General features: G+C 72.7%; 15 protein-coding genes. 10 read left to right on the top strand and 5 right to left on the bottom strand.

Going from position 1 to position 19242, the window contains the following annotated elements; translation table 11 throughout:
- Both AB0F98_RS04995 and AB0F98_RS04990 read left to right on the top strand, forming a co-directional pair.
- Complete coding sequence (locus tag AB0F98_RS04995) at nt 1-1953, top strand: VWA domain-containing protein (RefSeq protein ID WP_357728748.1); 1953 nt, start codon at nt 1-3, stop codon at nt 1951-1953.
- A 108-nt stretch (nt 1954-2061) separates the two neighbouring features.
- A complete protein-coding gene (locus tag AB0F98_RS04990; RefSeq protein ID WP_357728745.1) occupies nt 2062-2526 on the top strand; it encodes a hypothetical protein in 465 nt (154 codons plus the stop codon).
- Nucleotides 2527-2549: 23 nt separating this feature from the next.
- Here AB0F98_RS04990 and AB0F98_RS04985 read toward each other — a convergent pair whose 3' ends face one another.
- Nucleotides 2550-3563: a DJ-1/PfpI family protein gene (locus AB0F98_RS04985; protein WP_357728742.1), complete on the bottom strand. Its 1014-nt coding sequence runs from the start codon at nt 3561-3563 to the stop codon at nt 2550-2552.
- 52 nt (nt 3564-3615) lie between these two features.
- Between AB0F98_RS04985 and AB0F98_RS04980 the strand changes: the two genes are divergently transcribed.
- Nucleotides 3616-4923, top strand: coding sequence for an MFS transporter (locus tag AB0F98_RS04980; protein ID WP_357728739.1), 1308 nt, complete (start codon nt 3616-3618; stop codon nt 4921-4923).
- A gap of 74 nt (nt 4924-4997) precedes the next feature.
- Here AB0F98_RS04980 and AB0F98_RS04975 read toward each other — a convergent pair whose 3' ends face one another.
- Nucleotides 4998-5282 carry a DUF427 domain-containing protein gene (locus AB0F98_RS04975; protein ID WP_357728737.1) on the bottom strand — a complete coding sequence of 95 codons (285 nt, stop codon included), beginning with the start codon at nt 5280-5282 and terminating at the stop codon, nt 4998-5000.
- A gap of 88 nt (nt 5283-5370) precedes the next feature.
- Nucleotides 5371-5841, bottom strand: coding sequence for a YbaK/EbsC family protein (locus AB0F98_RS04970; RefSeq protein ID WP_357728735.1), 471 nt, complete (start codon nt 5839-5841; stop codon nt 5371-5373).
- 96 nt (nt 5842-5937) lie between these two features.
- Between AB0F98_RS04970 and AB0F98_RS04965 the strand changes: the two genes are divergently transcribed.
- The 4 genes from AB0F98_RS04965 (at nt 5938) to AB0F98_RS04950 (ending at nt 10196) form a co-directional block, all read left to right on the top strand.
- Nucleotides 5938-7338: an FAD-binding oxidoreductase gene (locus AB0F98_RS04965; RefSeq protein ID WP_357728732.1), complete on the top strand. Its 1401-nt coding sequence runs from the start codon at nt 5938-5940 to the stop codon at nt 7336-7338.
- Nucleotides 7335-8678, top strand: coding sequence for a class I SAM-dependent methyltransferase (locus AB0F98_RS04960; RefSeq protein ID WP_357728729.1), 1344 nt, complete (start codon nt 7335-7337; stop codon nt 8676-8678). The genes AB0F98_RS04965 and AB0F98_RS04960 overlap by 4 nt, the downstream gene beginning before the upstream one ends.
- Before the next feature lie 95 nt (nt 8679-8773).
- On the top strand, nt 8774-9331 hold the full coding sequence (locus AB0F98_RS04955) for a helix-turn-helix domain-containing protein (protein WP_357728726.1): 558 nt from the start codon (nt 8774-8776) through the stop codon (nt 9329-9331).
- Nucleotides 9324-10196 carry an SRPBCC family protein gene (locus AB0F98_RS04950; RefSeq protein ID WP_357728723.1) on the top strand — a complete coding sequence of 291 codons (873 nt, stop codon included), beginning with the start codon at nt 9324-9326 and terminating at the stop codon, nt 10194-10196. The genes AB0F98_RS04955 and AB0F98_RS04950 overlap by 8 nt, the downstream gene beginning before the upstream one ends.
- Before the next feature lie 61 nt (nt 10197-10257).
- Here the strand turns inward: AB0F98_RS04950 and AB0F98_RS04945 are convergent, their stop codons facing one another.
- Nucleotides 10258-12861 carry a hypothetical protein gene (locus AB0F98_RS04945; RefSeq protein ID WP_357728721.1) on the bottom strand — a complete coding sequence of 868 codons (2604 nt, stop codon included), beginning with the start codon at nt 12859-12861 and terminating at the stop codon, nt 10258-10260.
- Between the two features lie 105 nt (nt 12862-12966).
- The gene (locus AB0F98_RS04940) at nt 12967-13413 is read right to left on the bottom strand and encodes a hypothetical protein (RefSeq protein WP_357728718.1); all 447 of its coding nucleotides are present in this window, start codon (nt 13411-13413) and stop codon (nt 12967-12969) included.
- 303 nt (nt 13414-13716) lie between these two features.
- Here AB0F98_RS04940 and AB0F98_RS04935 point away from each other — a divergent pair, with 303 nt between their 5' ends.
- From AB0F98_RS04935 to AB0F98_RS04925, 3 genes are all read left to right on the top strand, one after another.
- On the top strand, nt 13717-14817 hold the full coding sequence (locus tag AB0F98_RS04935) for a hypothetical protein (protein ID WP_357728716.1): 1101 nt from the start codon (nt 13717-13719) through the stop codon (nt 14815-14817).
- Nucleotides 14814-16364 carry a hypothetical protein gene (locus AB0F98_RS04930; protein WP_357728713.1) on the top strand — a complete coding sequence of 517 codons (1551 nt, stop codon included), beginning with the start codon at nt 14814-14816 and terminating at the stop codon, nt 16362-16364. The genes AB0F98_RS04935 and AB0F98_RS04930 overlap by 4 nt, the downstream gene beginning before the upstream one ends.
- Nucleotides 16365-16846: 482 nt before the next feature.
- On the top strand, nt 16847-19207 hold the full coding sequence (locus AB0F98_RS04925) for an EAL domain-containing protein (RefSeq protein ID WP_357728709.1): 2361 nt from the start codon (nt 16847-16849) through the stop codon (nt 19205-19207).
- Nucleotides 19208-19242 lie beyond the last annotated feature (35 nt).

The following is a 19242-nucleotide window of genomic DNA, read 5'->3' as shown; positions in this document are numbered from 1 at the left end:
GTGGCCGGCAACCGGTTCCGGTACGGGCAGTGGCGCGGCGGACCGGATCCGCTCGCGCCCCCGTACGACGTACGTGAGGCTGTCGATGCCGTCGGCGCCGAGGTGCTGGCCGGCGGCAGCCTGCGGGAGACGCTGCGTGACCTGCTGCGCCGGGGCCCCAACGGGCGGCGCGGCCTGGACGAGTTGGCCGCCCGGGCGCGGCGGATGCGCCGGCAGGCGCTGCGCCGGGGCGACCTGGACGGGGCGGTGACCCGGTCACAGGCCCTGCTCGACCAGGCACTCGCGGCCGAGCGGGACGAGCTGCGCGGCCGGGACGACGACGCCGCGCGGTTCGCCGAGACGGTGCTGGACAACCTGCCCCGCTCCACGGCCCGGGCGGTGCAGGAGCTGTCCGGCTACCAGTGGGCCAGCGAGGAGGCCCGCCGGTCGTACCAGCAGATCCTCGACGGGCTTCGCGACGACGTGCTCGGGCAGCGGTTCGCCGGCCTGCGGGACGCGGTCCGCGCGACCGCGGACCCGGAGGCCCAGCAGCGGCTCGGCGAGATGATGCACGACCTGAACGACCTGCTGGCCCGGCACGCCCGGTCGGAGGACACCGGCGACGCGTTCGCCGAGTTCATGCGCCGGCACGGCGAGTTCTTCCCGGAGCAGCCGAAGGACGTCGACGAGCTGATCGACGCACTGGCCCGCCGGGCGGCCGCCGGGGAACGGCTGATGCGCTCCCTGTCGGACCGGCAGCGCGAGGAGCTGGCCGGGCTGATGCAGCAGTCGCTCGGCGAGCAGCTGGCGGGGGAGATGTCGCAGCTCGACGCGCACCTGCGGGCGCTACGGCCCGACCTGGGCTGGGGACGGGGCGAGCGGGTCCGGGGAGAGCAGCCGCTCGGCTACGGCGAGGCGACCGGGGTGCTCGACGAGATCGCCGAGCTGGACGACCTGCTCGACCAGCTCGACCAGGAGCATCCCGGGGCGACGCTGGACGACGTCGACGTGGAGGCGGTCGCCCGTACCCTCGGGCGGGACGCGGCCGACGACGTACGCCGGCTGCGGGAGCTGGAGCGGGAGCTGCGCCGGCAGGGCTGGGTGACCCGCGACGCCGAGGGCCTGACGCTGAGCCCGAAGGCGCTGCGCCGGCTCGGCGGTACCGCGCTGCGGCGGGTCTTCGCCGACCTGACGGCCGGGCCACGGGGTCAGCACGACCTGCGCTCGGCGGGCGCCGCCGGCGAGGTGAGTGGCGCCTCCCGGCCCTGGGAGTACGGCGACGAGCAGCCGCTGGACGTGGTGCGCACCCTCACCCGGGCGGTACGCCGGGCTGGTCCGTCGGTGCCCGTGCAGCTCGCGGTCGAGGACTTCGAGGTGGTGGAGACCGAGCGGCGCGCCTCGGCGGCGGTGGCGCTCTGCGTCGACCTGTCGTACTCGATGATCTCGCAGGGGCGCTGGGGGCCGATGAAGCAGACCGCTCTGGCCCTGTCGCACCTGATGGCGACCCGGTTCCCGCAGGACGCGCTTCAGATCATCGGGTTCGGCCGGGAGGCGATGCCGCTGACCCAGCAGGAGCTCGCGGCGGTCGAGCCGGACATGGAGCAGGGGACCAATCTCCAGCATGCCCTCCGGCTGGCGGGCCGGCACCTGCGCCGGCACCCGGACGCCGAGCCGGTGGTGTTGGTGGTGACCGACGGGGAGCCGACCGCACACCTGGACCCGGACGACGGGGAGGCGTACTTCCACTGGCCACCGTTGCCGGAGACGATCGAGGCGACGATCCGCGAGGTGGACCGCCTGGCCCGGTACCGGGCGACGCTGAACCTGTTCATGCTGGGCGACGACCCGGGGCTGCGCCGCTTCGTCGACGCGGTGGCCCGCCGTTCGAAGGGCCGGATGTTCACTCCCGATCCGGACGATCTCGGCGAGTACGTCGTCTCCGACTACCTGCGCTCACGCCAGCGCCGCCGCTGACGCCGCACGTCGTCGATCACGCGAGTTGGGGTGGCGGGGGCGCCCGTCCGGGTGAACCGGCCACCACAATCGTGTGCTCGGCGGGGCGGCGCGGGGTTGACTGTTTTGGTGGAGAGCGGGCGGCTGCGGGGCGCGTACGAGGCGGTGCTCGCCGAGGTCGACGCGGGCGGTTTCGGTGCGCCGCCCGCCGGTCAGCTGAGCGCCGAGCAGATCGTGGCGCACCTGGCCGCCAACGACGAGTTGATGGTCGAGGCGACCGAGGCGGTGCTGGCCGGCTCGCCGTTCGCCTACTACGACCTGGAGACCATCCACCGCCCGCAGGTGGACGCCCTGGTCGCGGAGCATGATGGCTTGAACGGACTGGCCACCCTGCTCCGCGCCACCAGCGGGAAGCTCTGCGCGCTCACCGACCGGCTCGGGCTGGCTGCGGAGACCCCGGTCGAGACCCACCTGCGCGAGGGCTTCGACCTGCGGGTCGACGACGTCCTGCCCTGGGGCAGGACTCTCGACCTGCACACCACCGTGCACCTTCCGAAGCATCTCGCGCAGCTGCGCATGCTGCGCGCCGGCTGACCGCACCCGCCGGCTTCCCGTGCTCAGGCGGGCGTCGGTTCGGCCGGTGCCGGCTGGCGGAAGGTGCGGCGGTATGTGGACGGGGCCACGCCGAGGCGTTGGTGCAGTTGCTGGCGCAGGGCGGCGGCGGTGCCGAAGCCGGCGCGGCGGGCCACCTGGTCGATGCCCAGGTCGGTGGTCTCCAGCAGCAGCCTGGCGTGGTCGGTGCGCTGCTGGAGCAGCCACTGTGCCGGGCTGAGCCCGGTCTCGGAGCGGAACCGCCGGGTGAAGGTACGCACACTCATCCGGGACCGTTCGGCCATCTCGCGCAGGCTGACCGGCTCGTGAAGTCGCTGCCGGGCCCACTCGCGGGCGGCGGCGGTGCTGCTGTCGGCCACCTTCGGCACCGGCCGTTCGATGTACTGGGCCTGGCCGCCCTCCCGCCACGGCGGGACCACACAGCTGCGGGCCGCCCGGTTGGCCACCTCGCTGCCGTGGTCGGTGCGGATGACGTGCAGGCAGAGGTCGATCCCGGCGGCGACCCCGGCCGAGGTGAGGACCCGGTCGTCGTCGACGAACAGCACCTCGGGGTCGAGGTCGACGTCCGGGTGGAGCCGGCGGAACTCTTCGGCGTGCGCCCAGTGGGTCGTGGCCCGGCGGCCGTCGAGCAGCCCGGCGGCGGCGAGCACGAAGGCGCCGGTGCAGATCGACATGATGCGGGCTCCCCGCTCGTACGCGCCGCGCAGTGCCGTGGACACCTCGGTTTCGATCGTGCCGTCGGTCACGGCCGGTCCGGCGTGGATGCCGGGCACGATCACCGTGTCGGCGGTCTCCAGCAGTTCCAGGCCGTACTCGGGGAGCACCTGGAAGCCGGGGGTGGCACGGACCGGACGGCGGCCCGGGGTGCAGACCTCGACGGAGTAGGCGCGTCGCCCGTCGGCGTCGCGGGCGGTCCCGAAGACCTGGGCGGGGGTGCCGAGGTCGAGACCGACGACGTGATCGAGGGCGAGCACGGCGATCCGGTGCCGGGAAGTGGTCATGGCCCGATTATTGCGCATGATGGCTTTCCGGCCACTCGCCGCCGGGGTGGCCGCTGCCGAGACTCATTGCGTGACCACACGCCGCCCACATCCCGCCTGGATCGTCGCCGCCGTCGCCTTCGTCGCCCTGGTCGGCGCGGCCGGCTTCCGCGCCACCCCGTCGGTGCTGCTGCACCCGCTGCACGCCGAGTTCCGTTGGCCGCTCGCCACCATTTCCGCCGCCGTCTCGGTCAACCTGCTGCTCTACGGGCTCACCGCGCCGTTCGCCGCCGCGTTGATGGAGCGCTTCGGCATCCGGCGGGTGGTCGCCGTCGCTCTGCTGCTGGTCACCGCGGGCAGCGGCCTCACCGTTTTCATGACCGCGAGCTGGCAGCTCGTCCTCTGCTGGGGGGTCCTGGTCGGGCTCGGCACCGGTTCGATGGCGCTGGCCTTCGCGGCCACCGTGACCGGGCGCTGGTTCGTCAGGCATCGCGGCCTCGTCACCGGGGTGCTCACCGCCGGCGGCGCGGCCGGGCAGCTGGTCTTCCTGCCGATCCTCGCCGTGCTCGTGCGCGACCACGGTTGGCGCGTGGCGGCGCTCGTCGTGGCCGGGGCCGCGCTGGCGGTCGTACCGCTGGTGGTCTGGCTGTTACGGGAGCACCCGGCGGATCTCGGTCTGCCCGCCTACGGTGCGACCGAGGTCACCCCGCCTCCGCCCACGACCGGCGGGGCCGCCGCCCGCGCGGTCGGCGCCCTCACCCAGGCCGTCCGGACACGGCCGTTCTGGCTGCTGGCCGGCGGGTTCGGGATCTGCGGCGCGACCACCAACGGCCTGGTCGGTACGCACTTCGTGCCGGCCGCGCACGACCACGGCATGTCGGAGACCACGGCGGCCAGCCTGCTGGCGCTCGTCGGGCTCTTCGACATCGTCGGCACGATTCTCTCCGGCTGGCTCACCGACCGGGTCGACAGCCGGCTGCTGCTCGGCGTCTACTACGCGCTGCGCGGCGTGTCGCTGCTCCTGCTGCCGAGTCTCTTCGGCGGCTCGACCGAGCCGAGCATGCTCGTCTTCATCGTCTTCTACGGGCTGGACTGGGTGGCCACCGTGCCGCCGACCGTCGCGCTCTGCCGCGAGTACTTCGGCGCCGCCGCGCCGGTCGTCTTCGGCTGGGTCTTCGCCTCCCACCAGCTCGGCGCGGCACTCGCCGCCAGCGCGGCGGGGGTGGTGCGTGACCGGCTCGGGGACTACACGCTCGCCTGGTACGTCGCCGGGGCGCTGGCCATCGGCGCGGCGGCGCTGTCGCTGTCGCTGCGCCGCCGCCCGGGTGGGGTCGTGCCCGCCGCGGCGCTGGTCACCGCCGGACCGGCCGCACCCAGGGTGTGGCGCTACCGGGGCTGACCGGGGTTTCCGGCGGTGGTGCCGGAAGCGGCGCGGGGTCGCCGACGAACGGTGACCCCGCGCCGCACGGACGGTCACTCGACGACTCGGACGTCCTTCCAGAAGGCCACCCGGTCGCGGACCATCTCGGCATCCGGCTTCGGGTCCGGGTAGTACCAGACCGCGTCGGCGCTCTTGCGCCCGTCGTGCTCCAGGGAGTAGTACGACGCGGTGCCCTTCCACGGGCAGACCGTGTGGGTGTCGGACTCGCGGATCACGTCGTCGCGCAGCGCGGAGCGGGGGAAGTAGTGGTTTCCCTCGACCACGACGGTGTCGTCGCTCTCGGCGATGACCAGGTCGTTCCAGACGGCTTTCGGCATGCGTTCCACGCTATGTCGCCCGGCCCGCTCGCGACCACTGATCTTGCCCGCGCCCCGAGGCGTACCCGGGGTGCCGGCCGGGATCGGGTCAGCGGGTGGGCTCCGGGTCGGTGACGTCGGCGACGGTGGCGCCCAGCACGTCGAGCGCCGCGTCGGCGTCCACCGCCACGGCCACCCCGTGCTCGCCCGCGCCGAGGGTGATGGTCCTGCCGCGTACCCGTTCGTCGGCGATCACCGCCCAGGCCGTGGTCGCGCCGAACGGGGTGATGGTGCCGCGCTCGTAGCCGGTGACGGCCTTGGCGGTCGCCGCGTCCGGCATGGAGATGCGGTTGACGCCGAGCAGGGTGCGCAGCTTCGGCCAGGAGATGACACGGCCGCCGGGGGTGAGCACGAAGAGGTAATCGTCCGGGCCACGGCGCACCACGATCGTCTTCACCACGTCGGGGACCTCGACCCCGCGTACGGCGGCGGCCTCCGCGAGGCTGGCCACCGCCCCGTGCCGGATCACCCGGTACGGCAGGCCGGCGGCGTCGAGGGCGGCGAGCGCGGGTGACGGCATGTGGTGCACCGTAACTCGTGGCGGGCTGGTGGGAAGTGTGAAAAGGCCAACGTGGACATCCGGTGCCGTTGCCGTCATCGGGCGTAGAGTGATCACATGGGCGCGGTCCGTGTGGATCTTCAATCGGTCGACCATGACAGTGCGGTGACGACGCTGCGACGCTCGTACGCGGCGGTGCCGTCCGGCGAGCCGATCCGGCTCGCCAAACGCACCTCGAACCTGTTCCGGCCGCGTACCGAGGTGCGGACGCCGGGGCTCGACGTGAGCGGGTTGACCGGGGTCATCTCGGTCGATCCGACCGCCCGCACGGCCGACGTGCAGGGCATGTGCACCTACGAGAACCTGGTCGACGCGACCCTCCCGCACGGGCTGATGCCGCTGGTAGTGCCGCAGCTGCGCACCATCACGCTGGGCGGCGCGGTCACCGGGCTGGGCATCGAGTCGACGTCGTTCCGCAACGGCCTGCCACACGAGTCGGTCACCGAGTTGGACGTGCTCACCGGCTCCGGCGAGATCGTCACCGCTCGCCCCGACGGCGAGCACGCCGACCTCTTCGCGGCCTTCCCGAACTCGATGGGCAGCCTCGGCTACGCCACCCGGCTGCGCATCGAACTCCAGCCGGTGCGGCGGTACGTGGCGTTGCGCAACGTACGGTTCACCCGGCTGGAGGCGCTCACCGACGCGGTCGCCGAGGTGACCGCCACCCGATCCTGGGACGGGGTGCCGGTGGACGCGATGGACGGGGTGATGTTCAGCCCCGGCGAGGCGTACCTGGTGTTCGGCACCTTCACCGACGAGAGCGAGCGGCCCAGCGACTACACCGGGCAGGACATCTACTACCGGTCGCTGCGCCGGCGCGTCCGGGACACGCTCACCACGTACGACTATCTCTGGCGCTGGGACACCGACTGGTTCTGGTGTTCCTCGGCGTTCGGCGTGCAGCACCCCGTGGTGCGCCGGCTCTGGCCCGCGCGCTACCGGCGCAGCGACGTCTACCACCGCCTGGTCCGGCTCGAGCACCGCCACGGTGTCGCCGCCCGGATCGAGCGGCTACGCGGCCGGCCCGCCCGCGAACGGGTGGTGCAGGACGTGGAGATCCCATTGGAGCGGACGGCCGACTTCCTGCGCTGGTTCGCGGGCGCGGTCGGGATGACCCCGGTCTGGCTCTGCCCGTTGCGACTCCGTGAGCCGGCGGGTCCCGGCTCGACCCGGTCCTGGCCGCTGTATCCGCTGCGGCCGGGCCAGGACTACGTCAACATCGGTTTCTGGGGGAGCGTGCCGATCGCCGAGGGCGCCACCGACGGTGACGTCAACCGGTTGATCGAACGCGTGGTGTCGGAGATGGGCGGGCACAAGTCGCTCTACTCCGACGCGTACTACGACCGGGACTCCTTCGAGCGGCTCTACGGCGGCGCGACGTGGCGCACCGTCCGGGACCGCTACGACCCGGAGCACCGGCTCACCGGACTGTACGAGAAGGCGGTGGCGAGAGCATGAGCCTGACCGATCGTGACCAGGGGGCCACCAGCGTCCCCGACACGCCGCCGGCGGGGGGCCGGCGGTCGCGTACGACCGTGGCGGACGTGGTCCGCGCGGTGACCATCGGCGACCTGCCGATACGGATAACCGGCTACGACGGCAGCGCCGTCGGCCCGGCCGACGCCGGGATCACGCTGGCCGTCCGCTCCGAGCGGGGGCTGTCCTACCTGCTCACCGCTCCGGGTGACCTGGGTATGGCCCGCGCGTACGTCAGCGGCGACCTGGGGCTGGAGGGGGTGCATCCGGGCGACCCGTACGAGGCGTTCCGGGTGCTCAGAGACGATGTGCGGCTGCGCCTGCCGGCGTTGAGCGAGGCGCTGACGCTGGTACGCGGGCTGGGCTGGGAGCGGCTGCGGCCGCCGCCCGCCCCGCCGCAGGAGGCACAGCCGCGTTGGAAGCGGGTGATGAGCGGGCTGCGGCACTCCCGTTCCCGCGACAGCTCCGCGATCTCGCACCACTACGACGTCTCGAACGCGTTCTACGAGCGGGTGCTCGGCCCGTCGATGACGTACACCTGCGCGGTCTTCCGCTCTCCGGACGACACGCTGGAGCAGGCCCAGGCGTCGAAGTACGACCTGGTCGCCGCGAAGCTGGCGCTCAAGCCGGGGATGCGGCTGCTCGACGTGGGCTGCGGCTGGGGCGGGATGGTCCGGCACGCGGCTCGCGAGTACGGCGTCAAGGCGCTCGGTGTGACGCTGTCGAAGGCGCAGGCCGAGTGGGCGCAGGCGGCGATCGAGCGGGAAGGCCTGAGCGAGCTGGCCGAGGTGCGGCACATGGACTACCGGGACGCGCCATCCGAGGAGTTCGACGCGATCTCGTCGATCGGGCTGACCGAACACATCGGGGTGCGAAACTACCCGGCCTACTTCGGGGCGCTGCGCGACCGGCTGCGTCCGGGCGGGCGGCTGCTGAACCACTGCATCACCCGGGCGGACAACCGGGCTCCGCACCGGTCCGGCGCGTTCATCGACCGGTACGTCTTCCCGGACGGTGAATTGGCCGGGCCGGGCCGGTTGATCAGCGAGGTGCACGACGCCGGGCTGGAGGTGCACCACGAGGAGAACCTGCGGCAGCACTACGCGCTGACGTTGGCGGGCTGGTGTCGCAACCTCGTCGAGCACTGGGACTTCTGCGTCTCCGAGGTGGGCGTTGGGACCGCGCGCGTGTGGGGGCTCTACATGGCCGGGTCGCGGCTCGCGTTCGAGCGCAACAACATCCAGCTGCACCAGGTGCTGGCCACCCGCAACAACCCGGACGGGAGCAACGGCTATCCGCTGCGTCCGGACTGGCTGCCGTGACCGGCGCCTGATCCGCACGAAAGGCCGCGCGACACGCGCGGCCTTTCGTCGAACCGATTGACAAACAAGTTTTGTACGTACAAACTGATTTTGCCATGAGAGATGTCCTGTACCTGGAACAGATCGAGCAGGCCGAGACTCTGCTCAAGCCGCAGCGCGTGGAGGTGTTGCGGCAGCTGGCCGAGCCGCGCACCTGCACCGAGGTGGCCGCCCGGCTGGAGCAGACGCCGCAACGCGTCTACTACCACGTCAAGCAGTTGGTTGCGGCCGGCCTCGTCGACCTGGTCGCCGAGCGCAAGGTCCGCGGCATCACCGAGGGCATCTACCAGGCCGCCGCCCGGTCCTACTGGCTCTCACCCCGGCTGGTGGGTCGCATCGGGCTGCGCCGGGCTCGCGACGAGCTCAGCCTGGGCTACCTCCTCGACCTCATGGAGGAGGTCCAGTCCGACATCGCCGCCCTCGATCGGGCCGCGCCCGAGCTGCCCTCGGTCGGCGTGTCGGGCGAGATCCGCGTGCCGGCCGAGCAACGCCAGCAGTTCCTGCACGACCTGCAGACCACTCTGCAGGACCTTTTCACCCGCTACGGCGGCGCCGAGGGAGATGCGTTCAAGCTCGCCGTGGCCTGCTACCCGAAGGGGAAAGACCGTGAGTGAACCGATGAAGCTGCACGCCCGCCTCGCCGCCCCCGTCGAGGCCGTTCGCCGGGCCCTGACCGACGCCGCCGAGCTGCGCGTCTGGCTGGCCGAGCACGCCGAGGTCGAGCTGCCCCAGCGGTACGAGTTCTGGGGCCGCTACACGCCCGAGGGTGACGCGCCGCACCAGCGCCCGCTGCACGTCGACGACGAGACGCTGCGCTTCGCGTGGACGCTCGACGGGGTGGAGACCACCACCGAGTTCCGGCTGCGGGCCGAGAGCGCCGACTCGACGTTCCTCAGCGTGAGCCAGAGCCACTGGGACTTCGCCGACGTGATCAGCGGCGGGATCCGCGGGGTGTTGCAGACGTACTGGTGCCTCTCCACCGCCAACCTCGCCCTGCACCTGGACGGCCGGCCGCTGCTGCCGAAGGTCGACTTCACCTCCACCGAGATGCGCGGCGAGATCGTCATCGACGCGCCGATGGCCAAGGTGTTCACGTCGCTGACCGACTCCGAGCAGGCCAGCGCCTGGTTCGGCCACCCGATCGGCATCGAGCCGTGGGTCGGCGGCCGCTACGCCATGGGTGGGTTCGAGTCGGGTCACGCCGCGAAGGTCGTCGACCTGGACCCGGGCCGGAAGATCTCCGTCGACTGGGGTCCCGGCGGCGTCACCACCTGGGAGCTGGCCGAGTCCCACGGGAAGACCAAGCTCACCTTCGTGCAGAGCGGCTTCGACGAGGCGCAGCCGCCGTACGCGGGCTGGGCCGGGTCGTTGAGCGGCCTGTACGAGCTGCGCCGCTACAACGAGATGACGGACTGGCAGCCGATGTGGCTCACCGAGGAGCCGAGCGCCGAGCCTGAGACGGTGACCGCCGCCGGCTGACCCGCTCCGCCGAGGTGGCGGTGTCCCGAGCCGTCGGGACACCGCCACCTCGTTCGTCCATTCAGCCCTGCGGCAGCCGGTACAGCCGGGCCACGGCCTGCGCCTCGGCGCGGCGACCGAGTCGCACGTGGGCGCGGTGCAGGTCCACCGCGCACTGGCGGACGAGCCAGAAGCTCCGGTCCCGCCGTAGCTGCCGGCTGTGCAGGTCGAGCGCGGCCTCAAACTGGCCGATGGCGGCCGGGTCCCGCTTTGCGGCCAGGGCCATCCCGTGCCGCTGGAGCGCGATCGCCAGGGACTCGGGTCCCCGGTCCCGCCGGAGGGCGACGACGGCGGTGGTCTCCACCAGCGCCCGGGAGAAGAGCTCCTCCGCGGCGGCCTCATCACCGCGCGTCTCCCGGAGCAGACCCTGCCGGATCCACGCCCGTGACCGCACCAACCGGGCCCGCTGGGTGGGAATGCCGTCGGTGCCGTATGCCCGGCACCACATCTCGTACGCCTCGTTGGCGAGCTGATCGGCTTCTGCGAGCGACCGGTCGTCGTCCAGCTGAAGCAGCGTGAAGGCGAGGTTGTTGCGGGCCGAGGCCGTCTGCAACTGCCCCATCCGGCCGATCAGCTCGGTGCGCCGGGCCAGCACCTGCCGGCGGGCGGCGATCGCGTCGTCGACGGCACCCACTCGCAACGACTGGAAGGCGACGTCCTCCAGTGCGCCGAGGGTGTAGCGGTGCAACCGCCCGAAGTCGTTTTCGCACCGGGCCAACACGACGCGCTGGAGCGCGAGCGCCCGCTCGTGGTCGCCGTCGCTGGCCGCCAGGGCCGCGCGCGCCGCCGCGACTTCGCGGATCAGACCGGGTGACGGCGCCGGCAGCTCCTCCAGCATGCGGTTGGCCTCGTCGATGAGGGCCCCGCTGGACGCGTACACCGTCGGTTCCGCGCGACGGCGGCGCGCCCACGCCAGCACGCAGCGGGCGCTGATCCGTTGCTCGTCGTCGGGTGCCGAGTGGGTGTCCGCGAGCTTCAACGCGCGTTCCGCCGACGCCTCACCACGTGCCCGGTCATACTCGATCCGCTCCACCGCGCTCAGCGCGAGCAGGCAGCGGATGTGCTCGCGGCTGCCCGTGTGCCCCGAGTCCTCGAGCCAGCTCACGGCGTGCTGGAGGTACCTGATCGCGTCCGCGCGGCGGTGCTGGCTGCGCATGCCGTCGGCGATCTCGTAGGCGCTCGCCGCCGCCTTCTGCAGATCGTTCTCCACGCCGGCGAGGGCGAGCGTCACGTGCAGGGTGAGCAGCACCCGCCGGGCGTCGGAGGGGTCGTCGTCGGCGAGCAGCGCGTGGACGGCGGAGAGCGCGCCGCCGAGGATCTTCGTTCGCTCCTCCGGTGAGAGCGTGTCCTCCACGTTGTCCTTCGCGACCCGGAACCGCAGCCGCTCGACGAACTCCAGCGTGCCCGTCGTGCTGTCGGTCGGTCTGATCCAGGAGGAGGCGATCGCGGCGTCCAGCCCTTCGGACGACCGGACGCGTCCGAGCCCGGCGACGAGTACGTGGTCGAGGAACGACTCGCCGAGCAGGGCGGCGGCCACGAGCACCTGCCGTACCCCCAGGGACAGCTCCGCCCAGTGCTGGGCGAGCAGGCTGTTGAGGCCGCCATCGAGCTGGGCCACGTCCTGGGCGTGCAGCGCGATGCGGCCGCCCCGGGTGACGGCGCGCAGCCGGGGCGCGTCGAGGAGCAGACGCAGCGCGTACGGGTTGCCGTCCGCGCGTTCGGCCAGCCGGGCGGCGATCTGCGGGTCGGTCGACGGGTGACCGGCCAACACGTACGAGATCAGGTCGTCGTCGGTCAACCGGCCCAGCTGCACCGTCCGGATCTGCAGGGAAGTGCTGGCCCCCGCGAGGTAGCGGGGAAAGGGCTCGTCGGAGCCGGCGAGCCGCTCGGGCCAGGTCGTGGCGATGGCCATCAACGGCAGGTCACCGGTGAGCGCGTTGGCGACCAGGGAGACCGCCGCCGGGTCGAGGTTGTGGGCGTCGTCCAAGACCAGCACGATCGGCAGCCGGTCCTCCTCGCCGCTCGAATCGATCAACGTCCGGAGCAGCTGGTACACCTGCGCGCCGCGGTCGATCTCGTCCCCGTAGTCGACCCGTCGTGGCCCCTGGCCGGCCCGCCGCTCACGGCGCCACTCGGCGTGCGCCTGAATCAGCTCGTCGCCGACGTCCGCGACCGTCTCGGCGAGTTCGAGGATGTCGGGCAGGGGGAGTACGGCGGCGATGAGGCGGTACGTGGAGCGAGCGAGCAACTTCCTACGTTCGAGCCGGTTGAGCAGGTGCGGCAGATGCCGGGTGATCTGGTTCGTGAGGTTGTCGAGTATCGGCGCCGGTGATCCGTCGCCGAGCCGCCCGGACGCGGGTGCCAGCCACAACCAGGGGATCTGCGCCTCGGCCGGTATCTCCAACTGCCGATGCCGGACGGTCTTCCGTTCCGCGGTGAGGGCGACGAAGCCGTTCGCCGACTCGTCGGCGCGCGGCACCAGGGCCGGCGGCCAGTACCGAGGATCAGGTTGGCGTGCCGCGAGAGCGCGGTAGAACTCCTGCACGACCCGCGTCTTGCCCCAGCCGGGCGGCGCGGAGAAGACCGTGAGGTGGGGCCGCGAGGTCGCCCGGACCTGATCGAACAAATCTTCCAGCTGGTGAACTTCGGCTTGACGGTCACGGCCGACGAACATGCGATTCCCCCGTTGATTCCGCGACACGGATTCCGGCTTTCCTTCGCTCGACCGCTGTCACACTTTGGTGATGGTCATGGTCGGGTCGACCGATCGCAATTGGGCGGCGACTCGATTCATCGCGGCCCGTAGGAATCGTGCGTCCGCGATGAAGAAGAACATCACCTGGGTCGACCGTGTGAGGGCCATCGCGCAGCGGGTCCGACCGCTCTCCGCGTCGTGGCCGGTGATCCGGAAGCTCAACTCGGATCCCAGGGCCGCCTGCCGCTCCTCGTCGGAGCGGCGGGACAGGATCGCCGCCGCCGCGCCGGCGCCCGTGCGGCCGCGGTAGAGGCCCGCCGCCGACGGCAAGCCCGCGACGACCTTCCGGCGTACGTCCCATTTCGAGCCGAGCAGCCGCAGCAGCTTGTTGGTCGTCAGTCCGGTGATGAACGCCTCGACGCAGTCCTGGGGTGTCGCTTGGACCGTGAACTGCCAGGTCCGCCGGTGATCCAGAAACGCCATCGGAACTCCTGAGTGGAATGTGAGACCAGTCAATGGATGGCTCGGGCGTCAAACGCTACTAGGGTCGCCTATTACGGCACATGACCGATCGGCTACTCCCCGGTGGACTTTCACGGCCTTGCGTCGTCGGTGCAGTGAGTCACGGGTGGAGTTCCGTCGATGCGGTAAGTGGGAGCGGACATTTTTGGATGCGTAGTCGGCAAGCTGACAGCGCGATCGTCTTTGACGTACCCGCCGGTGCGTGCGGCACGACGGCGTGGCTGTGCCCGTGGCTGGTGCGATCGCGGCCTATCCTGGCGGATCATGACGAGCAGCGAGCAGCGACTGGCCGCCATCCGGGGCGGCGTGCCGCCGCGCCGACACAACGCCCGGACGATCGCCGCGCTGACCGGCAACCCGGGCTGCACCCGGCGGGCGGTGTTGGACGGCGCCGGGGTCGACAAGACCGGGCTGGCTGAGCGGATCGGCTTTCCCGCCCGCTTCGGCCAGTCCAGGTTCGCCATCACCCGCGGCAACACCTTCGAGGCACAGCTCAAGGCCGACGGCGGTGTGGAACTGCTCCGCCTGGTCGCCGATCGGCTCGGCGTCGAGCCCGGCGACCGGGCCGACTGGACGGATCTCGGCGCCGCCGACGACCTGCCCGCGCGGCACACCCGGTCGCGCGAGCTGCTGACGGCCGCCGTGCCCACCGGTCCGCGCCAGCCGGCCGCGCTCTTCGATCACCCGCTGCTCAGCCTGGAGGTCGCCGGGCGGCGCGTGCACCTCGAACCGGATCTGGTCGCCGCCCGACTGGCCGGCCGGTTCCACGTCGTGGAGATCAAGTCTTTTCCGGTGATCGACGGGCAGGCCGATCCGGCGAAGGTGTCGGCCGCCGCGACCCAGTCCGCGGTGTACGTGCTGGCGCTGCGCGAACTGCTCGCCGCGGCCGGGCACGATCCCGAGCTGGTGTCACACGATGTGGTGCTGATCTGCCCGCGGGACTTCGCGAACCAGCCGGTGGCGAGCCTGCTCGACGTACGAAAGCAGCTGCTGGTGCTGCGCCGTCAGCTGACCCGGATGGATCGCCTCGACGACCTGCTGGCCGCGGTGCCCGCGGACTTCACCGCCGACCTGACGGCCGACCCGGCGACGCTGACCACTGCGCTGGCCCGCGTCGAGGCCCGGTACGCGCCGGAGTGCCTGGCCAGCTGCGAGTTGTCCTACTTCTGCCGGCACGAGGCGCGTGGCCAGAGCGGGGCGATGGGGCGGCCGGTCCGGGAGGCGCTCGGCGGGGTCGCCTCGGTGGCGGAGGTGATGGCGCTCGCCTCCGGCGAACGCACCCCCGAGCCGGAGCAGGTCGAGGCCGCCGCTCTGCTGCGCGCCGCCGCCCGGTTGCGTGCCGACGCCCTCGGCGCTCCGGCATGAGTACGCTGCGCGCGCTCGCGAAGGCGCAGGCCGTCGCCGCCGGGGTGGCCCAACCGGTGGCTACCGTGCGCCACGTCCACCTGCACGAACGCCCACTGGTGCTGGTGCCGCTCGCCCTGGCCGGCGAGGCGAACGCCCCGCTGGCCGCCCTGGTCGGTGCGGCGCCGGACGAGGCGAAGCTGCTGATCGTGCCGCAGCCCCGTAACCGGAACCAACGCTTTGCGTTCGCCGCCGAGCTGGCCTCGGTCGTGCTGCCCCACCTGGACGCGTACCGGGGGGTGAGCGAGGCGGTGGCGGTCGACCGGGGGCGGGACGTCCGCTACCGGTACGTGGACGCGCCGCAACTGCTGGTGCCCAACCCGGCCGGGATCACCTTCCTGCGGCTGCTCGGCCGGTCGACGCGGTTCCGCCGCCCGGACGGGGACTATCCGGTGCATCCGTCGGTGCCGCTGCTCGGGCGCTGGCTGACGTTCTTCGCCGAGCGGGCCGAACATCCCGGCTCGTCGGCGCTGCTGGCGATGACCGACGCCCTGACCCTGCACTGGGCGACCGGGCAGAGCGCGGTCGAGGACCTGCACCTGCCGGCGCTGTTCGGCTGGATCGAGCCGCCGGCCGGGCTTACCGGCGCCGAGGCGGCCGCCCGGGCCGAGGGCCCGTCGACGCACCCGCCGGCCGGCCCGGCCACCGATCCGGACTTCGACAACCGCCGGCTCGCCCCGGCCATCGAGGCGTACGCCGAGGCGGAGAAGGACCCGAAGGCGCGCGCCGAGGCGTACGCGGAGCTCGAAGCGCTGCTGCGCGACCAGCTCGCGCCCACCTGGGAGCTGATGTGGCGCGGCGTCGGGCTGCTGCGTGGGCTGGCGCCCGGCGCCCGGGTCGAGGGGCGCTGGGCCGGCGACCGGGACGCGGTCACCGCGCACGCGGAGCATGTGGATTCCGGCGGTGGCCCGCAGCCCCGCCGGGACGGCGCGGTGGCCGCGGCGGTACGGCTGCACCGGCTGGAGCGGGCGCTCACCTCGTACGCGGTGCAGCGCGCCTACGACGATCCGCTGGTGATGGCGGAGCACCGGCTGACCGGTGAGGCGTTCGTCGGTGACGTGACGCTGGCCGATCCGAAGCGGGTCGACGACAGCGGGAAGCGGCCGGTGCTACGTCCCCGGATCCAGCTGATCACCACCGAGCCGGTGCTCGTGCCGGTCGGAGCGACGTTGTACTGCCCGGCTCGGCCGTCCCAGAAGGCCCGGGTGGTCTTCGTGACCCCGGGCGCGGACGGCAAGACCGAGGTGGTGTTGGAGCTCTCCGGCGGGATGGGGCGCGGGCTGACCGCGCCGCCGGGCAGCGTGCCGGAGGTGGGGGAGCGGCTCTGTTACACCACTCTGGCCGATGCGTACCTGCCGTCCGGGGCGTTCCCCGCACCGGAGGAGACGCCGTGGACCCACGGCGGCCCGCCGGGTTCCGTGGCCGGTGCTGCTGCCTCCGACGGGCTGCCCGACGCCTCCGGCGAGCTGCCCGGCTCGGACGGTGACCCCGGGGAGGAGTGGGCCTGACCGGGCGGCCAACCTGACGCCCAGCAGTCGTGCGGGCCCTCCCGTCACGCTCGCCAGAAGTCCGGGTGGGTCGGCGCGAACGCTGTCGAGCTGTCCCGGATCCGGGGCAGCTCGACACCGGCGGGCGCGGGATGCCGATCGCCTCACCCCACCCCGGCAGGGCGGCCAGGTGGTGGTCTGACAGACCGCTGGTCCAGTTGCGACACCGCGGTCGTGACCACGGTCCGTGATTGCGGCGCCGCCGGTCCGTGCAGCGGCGCGGGTGCGTCCGGATGCGCGTCAACGCGGTCGACCGGGACGGGGCGGCGACAGCGCGGAAGGCCGCAACGGCCGCCGCCGTCGCGCAAGGGTGACGCTCCGTATATCGGGAACCAGCCGGTTGGCCCCTGGCGGGGCAACCCGAACGCTGGCTAGGCTTTTCGCGTTTGGCCGGGGCGGTCCGCGCCGTAGGGGTGCCCGCACGGGAGGGAGCCGGAGCGAGCGTGCCGCCGCAGGACCTGGAGCAGGCACCCGCCTGTGCCCGCCCGGCGTCCGCCGACCGCGGGTCGCCCGACCGTCGCCGGACCGGCCGCGTGTCGTCCGGCTCGGCCCGCCCGCGCCGGGTCGGGCTGCTGGTCGCGCTGAGTGGCGTGCTGCTGTTGGCGATCTGGTTGGTGGCGGCGTTGCCGGGCGCGGCCCTGGCCAGCGACCTCGGTTCCCTGCTGGTGTCCGGCTGGGCCGTGACGGCCTGCGTGGGCGCGGCGCGCCGGCAGCCGGCTCCACTGCGTCGGTTCTGGACGCTGCTGGCCGCCAGCACGGGGCTCGCCGCGGTCGGCCGGGCGCTCTGGGCGGCACAGCGACTCACCGGCGGCGAGTTGCCGCACATCGCGCTCGTCGCGGCGGTCTACCTCACCGGGATCATCGCCGGCACCGTCGCGTTGCTCTGCGTGCTCACCGCGCCGCGCAGCGCGGTCGGCCGGGCTCGCGTCCTGCTGGACGGGGTGATCGTCGGGCTCGCCCTGGTGCCGATCGTCTGGGTGGTGGTGTTCCGCGACGTCGACGCGGCGGAACTGGCCGATCCGGTCCGCACCCTCGGGCTGTTCTTCCCGATGCTCGACCTGGTGCAGCTGACCGTCCTGGTGGCGGCGGCCGGCACGACGCGTCCGGTGTGGCGGCCGCTGACCATGATCGCCGGCAGCCTGGCGACGCGGGCGTTGGCCGACACGGCGTACGTCGCGCTCGCCGCGCGGGGCGACTACTTCGCCGGCCACCTCCTGGACGTGTGCTGGGCGGTGAGCTACCTGCTGATCGTCGCCGCCACCTGGTATCCGCCTCCGCCGGCCTGCACCGATCCCGACGACACCGCCGACGCTCCGCTGCCGCCGTGGTGGCAGGTGGCTCTGCCGTACCTGCTGGTCGGTGGAGCGATCGTCGCGGTGATGCTGGCCCGGAAGCCGACCGGCCAGACCCCGCACCTGGTGTTCGTGGGCATGCTGGCGCTGCTCGCCGCCCTGGCCGTACGCCAGAGCCTGGCCGCCAAACAGAACCTGTGGCTGGTGGCCCGGCTGCGCACGCTCGCCTACACCGACCAGCTGACCGGGCTGCCGAACCGGCTGATGTTCACCCGCCAACTGCGGCGGGCGCTGCGCGTCGAGGGTCCGGTGGCGGTGCTGATGCTCGACCTGGACGGGTTCAAGCAGGTCAACGACCGGTTCGGTCACGCCACCGGGGACACCCTGCTGACCCGCCTGGCGGCGCGGATGCGCAGCGCCGTGGACGGCGACGGCACCATCGCCCGGCTCGGCGGGGACGAGTTCGCCGTACTGGTCGACGGTGAACGGTCGGCATCGCCGGAGCGGCTGGCCGAGCGGCTGCTCGACGCGTTGCAACCCTCCGACGGTGAGGAACACGCGGGGGTGCATCCGTCGGCGAGCATCGGCATCGCCGAGTACGGCCCGCAGCACACCTCCCACACCGATCTGCTGCGCGACGCCGACATCGCCATGTACGCGGCCAAGGCGGCGGGGAAGTCGGCGTACCGGGTGTGCACGCCGGAGCTGCGCGAGGCGGCGGTGTCCCGGGCGGAGTTGATCGCCGACCTGCGCCGGGCGGTCGACGAGGGCCAGTTGCACCTGGAGTTCCAGCCGATCGTCGATCTCGCAACCGGGGCGGTACGCAGCGCGGAGGCGCTGGTCCGCTGGCGGCACCCCCGGCTCGGACTGCTCAGCCCGGCGCGGTTCCTGCCGCTGGCCGAGGAGACCGGGCTGATCGTGCAGATCGACCGGTGGGTGATCCACGAGGCGTGCCGGTCGGCGGCGACCTGGCGGGACCGGCCGACCGAGGCCACCGTGGCGGTGAACATCGCCGCCGCGCACCTGCGCCGGCCGGACCTGATCGCCACGGTCACCGCGGCCACCGCTGCCGCCGGGCTGGCGCCCCGGACGCTCACCCTGGAGCTGACCGAGTCGGCGCTGATCGACGGCAGCGAGGCGGTGCTGGAGCGGCTGCGTCAGCTGCGTGAGCTGGGCATCCGGATCGCCATCGACGACTTCGGCACGGGCTACTCGTCGTTGAGTTACCTGCACCGCATCCCGGCCACCGAGCTGAAGATCGACCGCTCGTTCGTGGCCCGACTCGACCTCGACGACGACCGGGCGTACGCCACGGTGGAGATGGTGACCCGACTCGCCAACGCGTTCGACCTGTCGGTGGTGGCCGAAGGGGTCGAGACGGAACGGCAGCACGCGGCGGTCGCCGCGATCGGCTGCCTGCACGGTCAGGGTTACCGGTACGGCCGCCCCGGTGGCCTGGTGCAGCTGAATTCGCTGCTCGCTCGGGCAGAATCAGGCTTGACCCTCACGTAACGGCAGGCGGCAGCCTGGTTTCCGGAAGGGAGGGG

Source organism: Micromonospora sp. NPDC023737 (genome assembly GCF_040639715.1).
Classification (GTDB): domain Bacteria; phylum Actinomycetota; class Actinomycetes; order Mycobacteriales; family Micromonosporaceae; genus Micromonospora.
Note: the sequence above shows the minus strand (reverse complement) of the source record. Positions and strands in the feature narration are given on the sequence as shown.

Coding starts and splice junctions, on each gene's coding strand:
- AB0F98_RS04940 (WP_357728718.1), bottom strand. CDS start 13,413: ATGGCGTTTCTGGATCACCGGCGGACCTGGCAGTTCACGGTCCAAGCG.
- AB0F98_RS04975 (WP_357728737.1), bottom strand. CDS start 5,282: ATGCCGAAAGCCGTCTGGAACGACCTGGTCATCGCCGAGAGCGACGAC.
- AB0F98_RS04985 (WP_357728742.1), bottom strand. CDS start 3,563: ATGCGCAATAATCGGGCCATGACCACTTCCCGGCACCGGATCGCCGTG.
- AB0F98_RS04930 (WP_357728713.1), top strand. CDS start 14,814: ATGAGTACGCTGCGCGCGCTCGCGAAGGCGCAGGCCGTCGCCGCCGGG.
- AB0F98_RS04955 (WP_357728726.1), top strand. CDS start 8,774: ATGAGAGATGTCCTGTACCTGGAACAGATCGAGCAGGCCGAGACTCTG.
- AB0F98_RS04960 (WP_357728729.1), top strand. CDS start 7,335: ATGAGCCTGACCGATCGTGACCAGGGGGCCACCAGCGTCCCCGACACG.
- AB0F98_RS04970 (WP_357728735.1), bottom strand. CDS start 5,841: ATGCCGTCACCCGCGCTCGCCGCCCTCGACGCCGCCGGCCTGCCGTAC.
- AB0F98_RS04965 (WP_357728732.1), top strand. CDS start 5,938: ATGGGCGCGGTCCGTGTGGATCTTCAATCGGTCGACCATGACAGTGCG.
- AB0F98_RS04935 (WP_357728716.1), top strand. CDS start 13,717: ATGACGAGCAGCGAGCAGCGACTGGCCGCCATCCGGGGCGGCGTGCCG.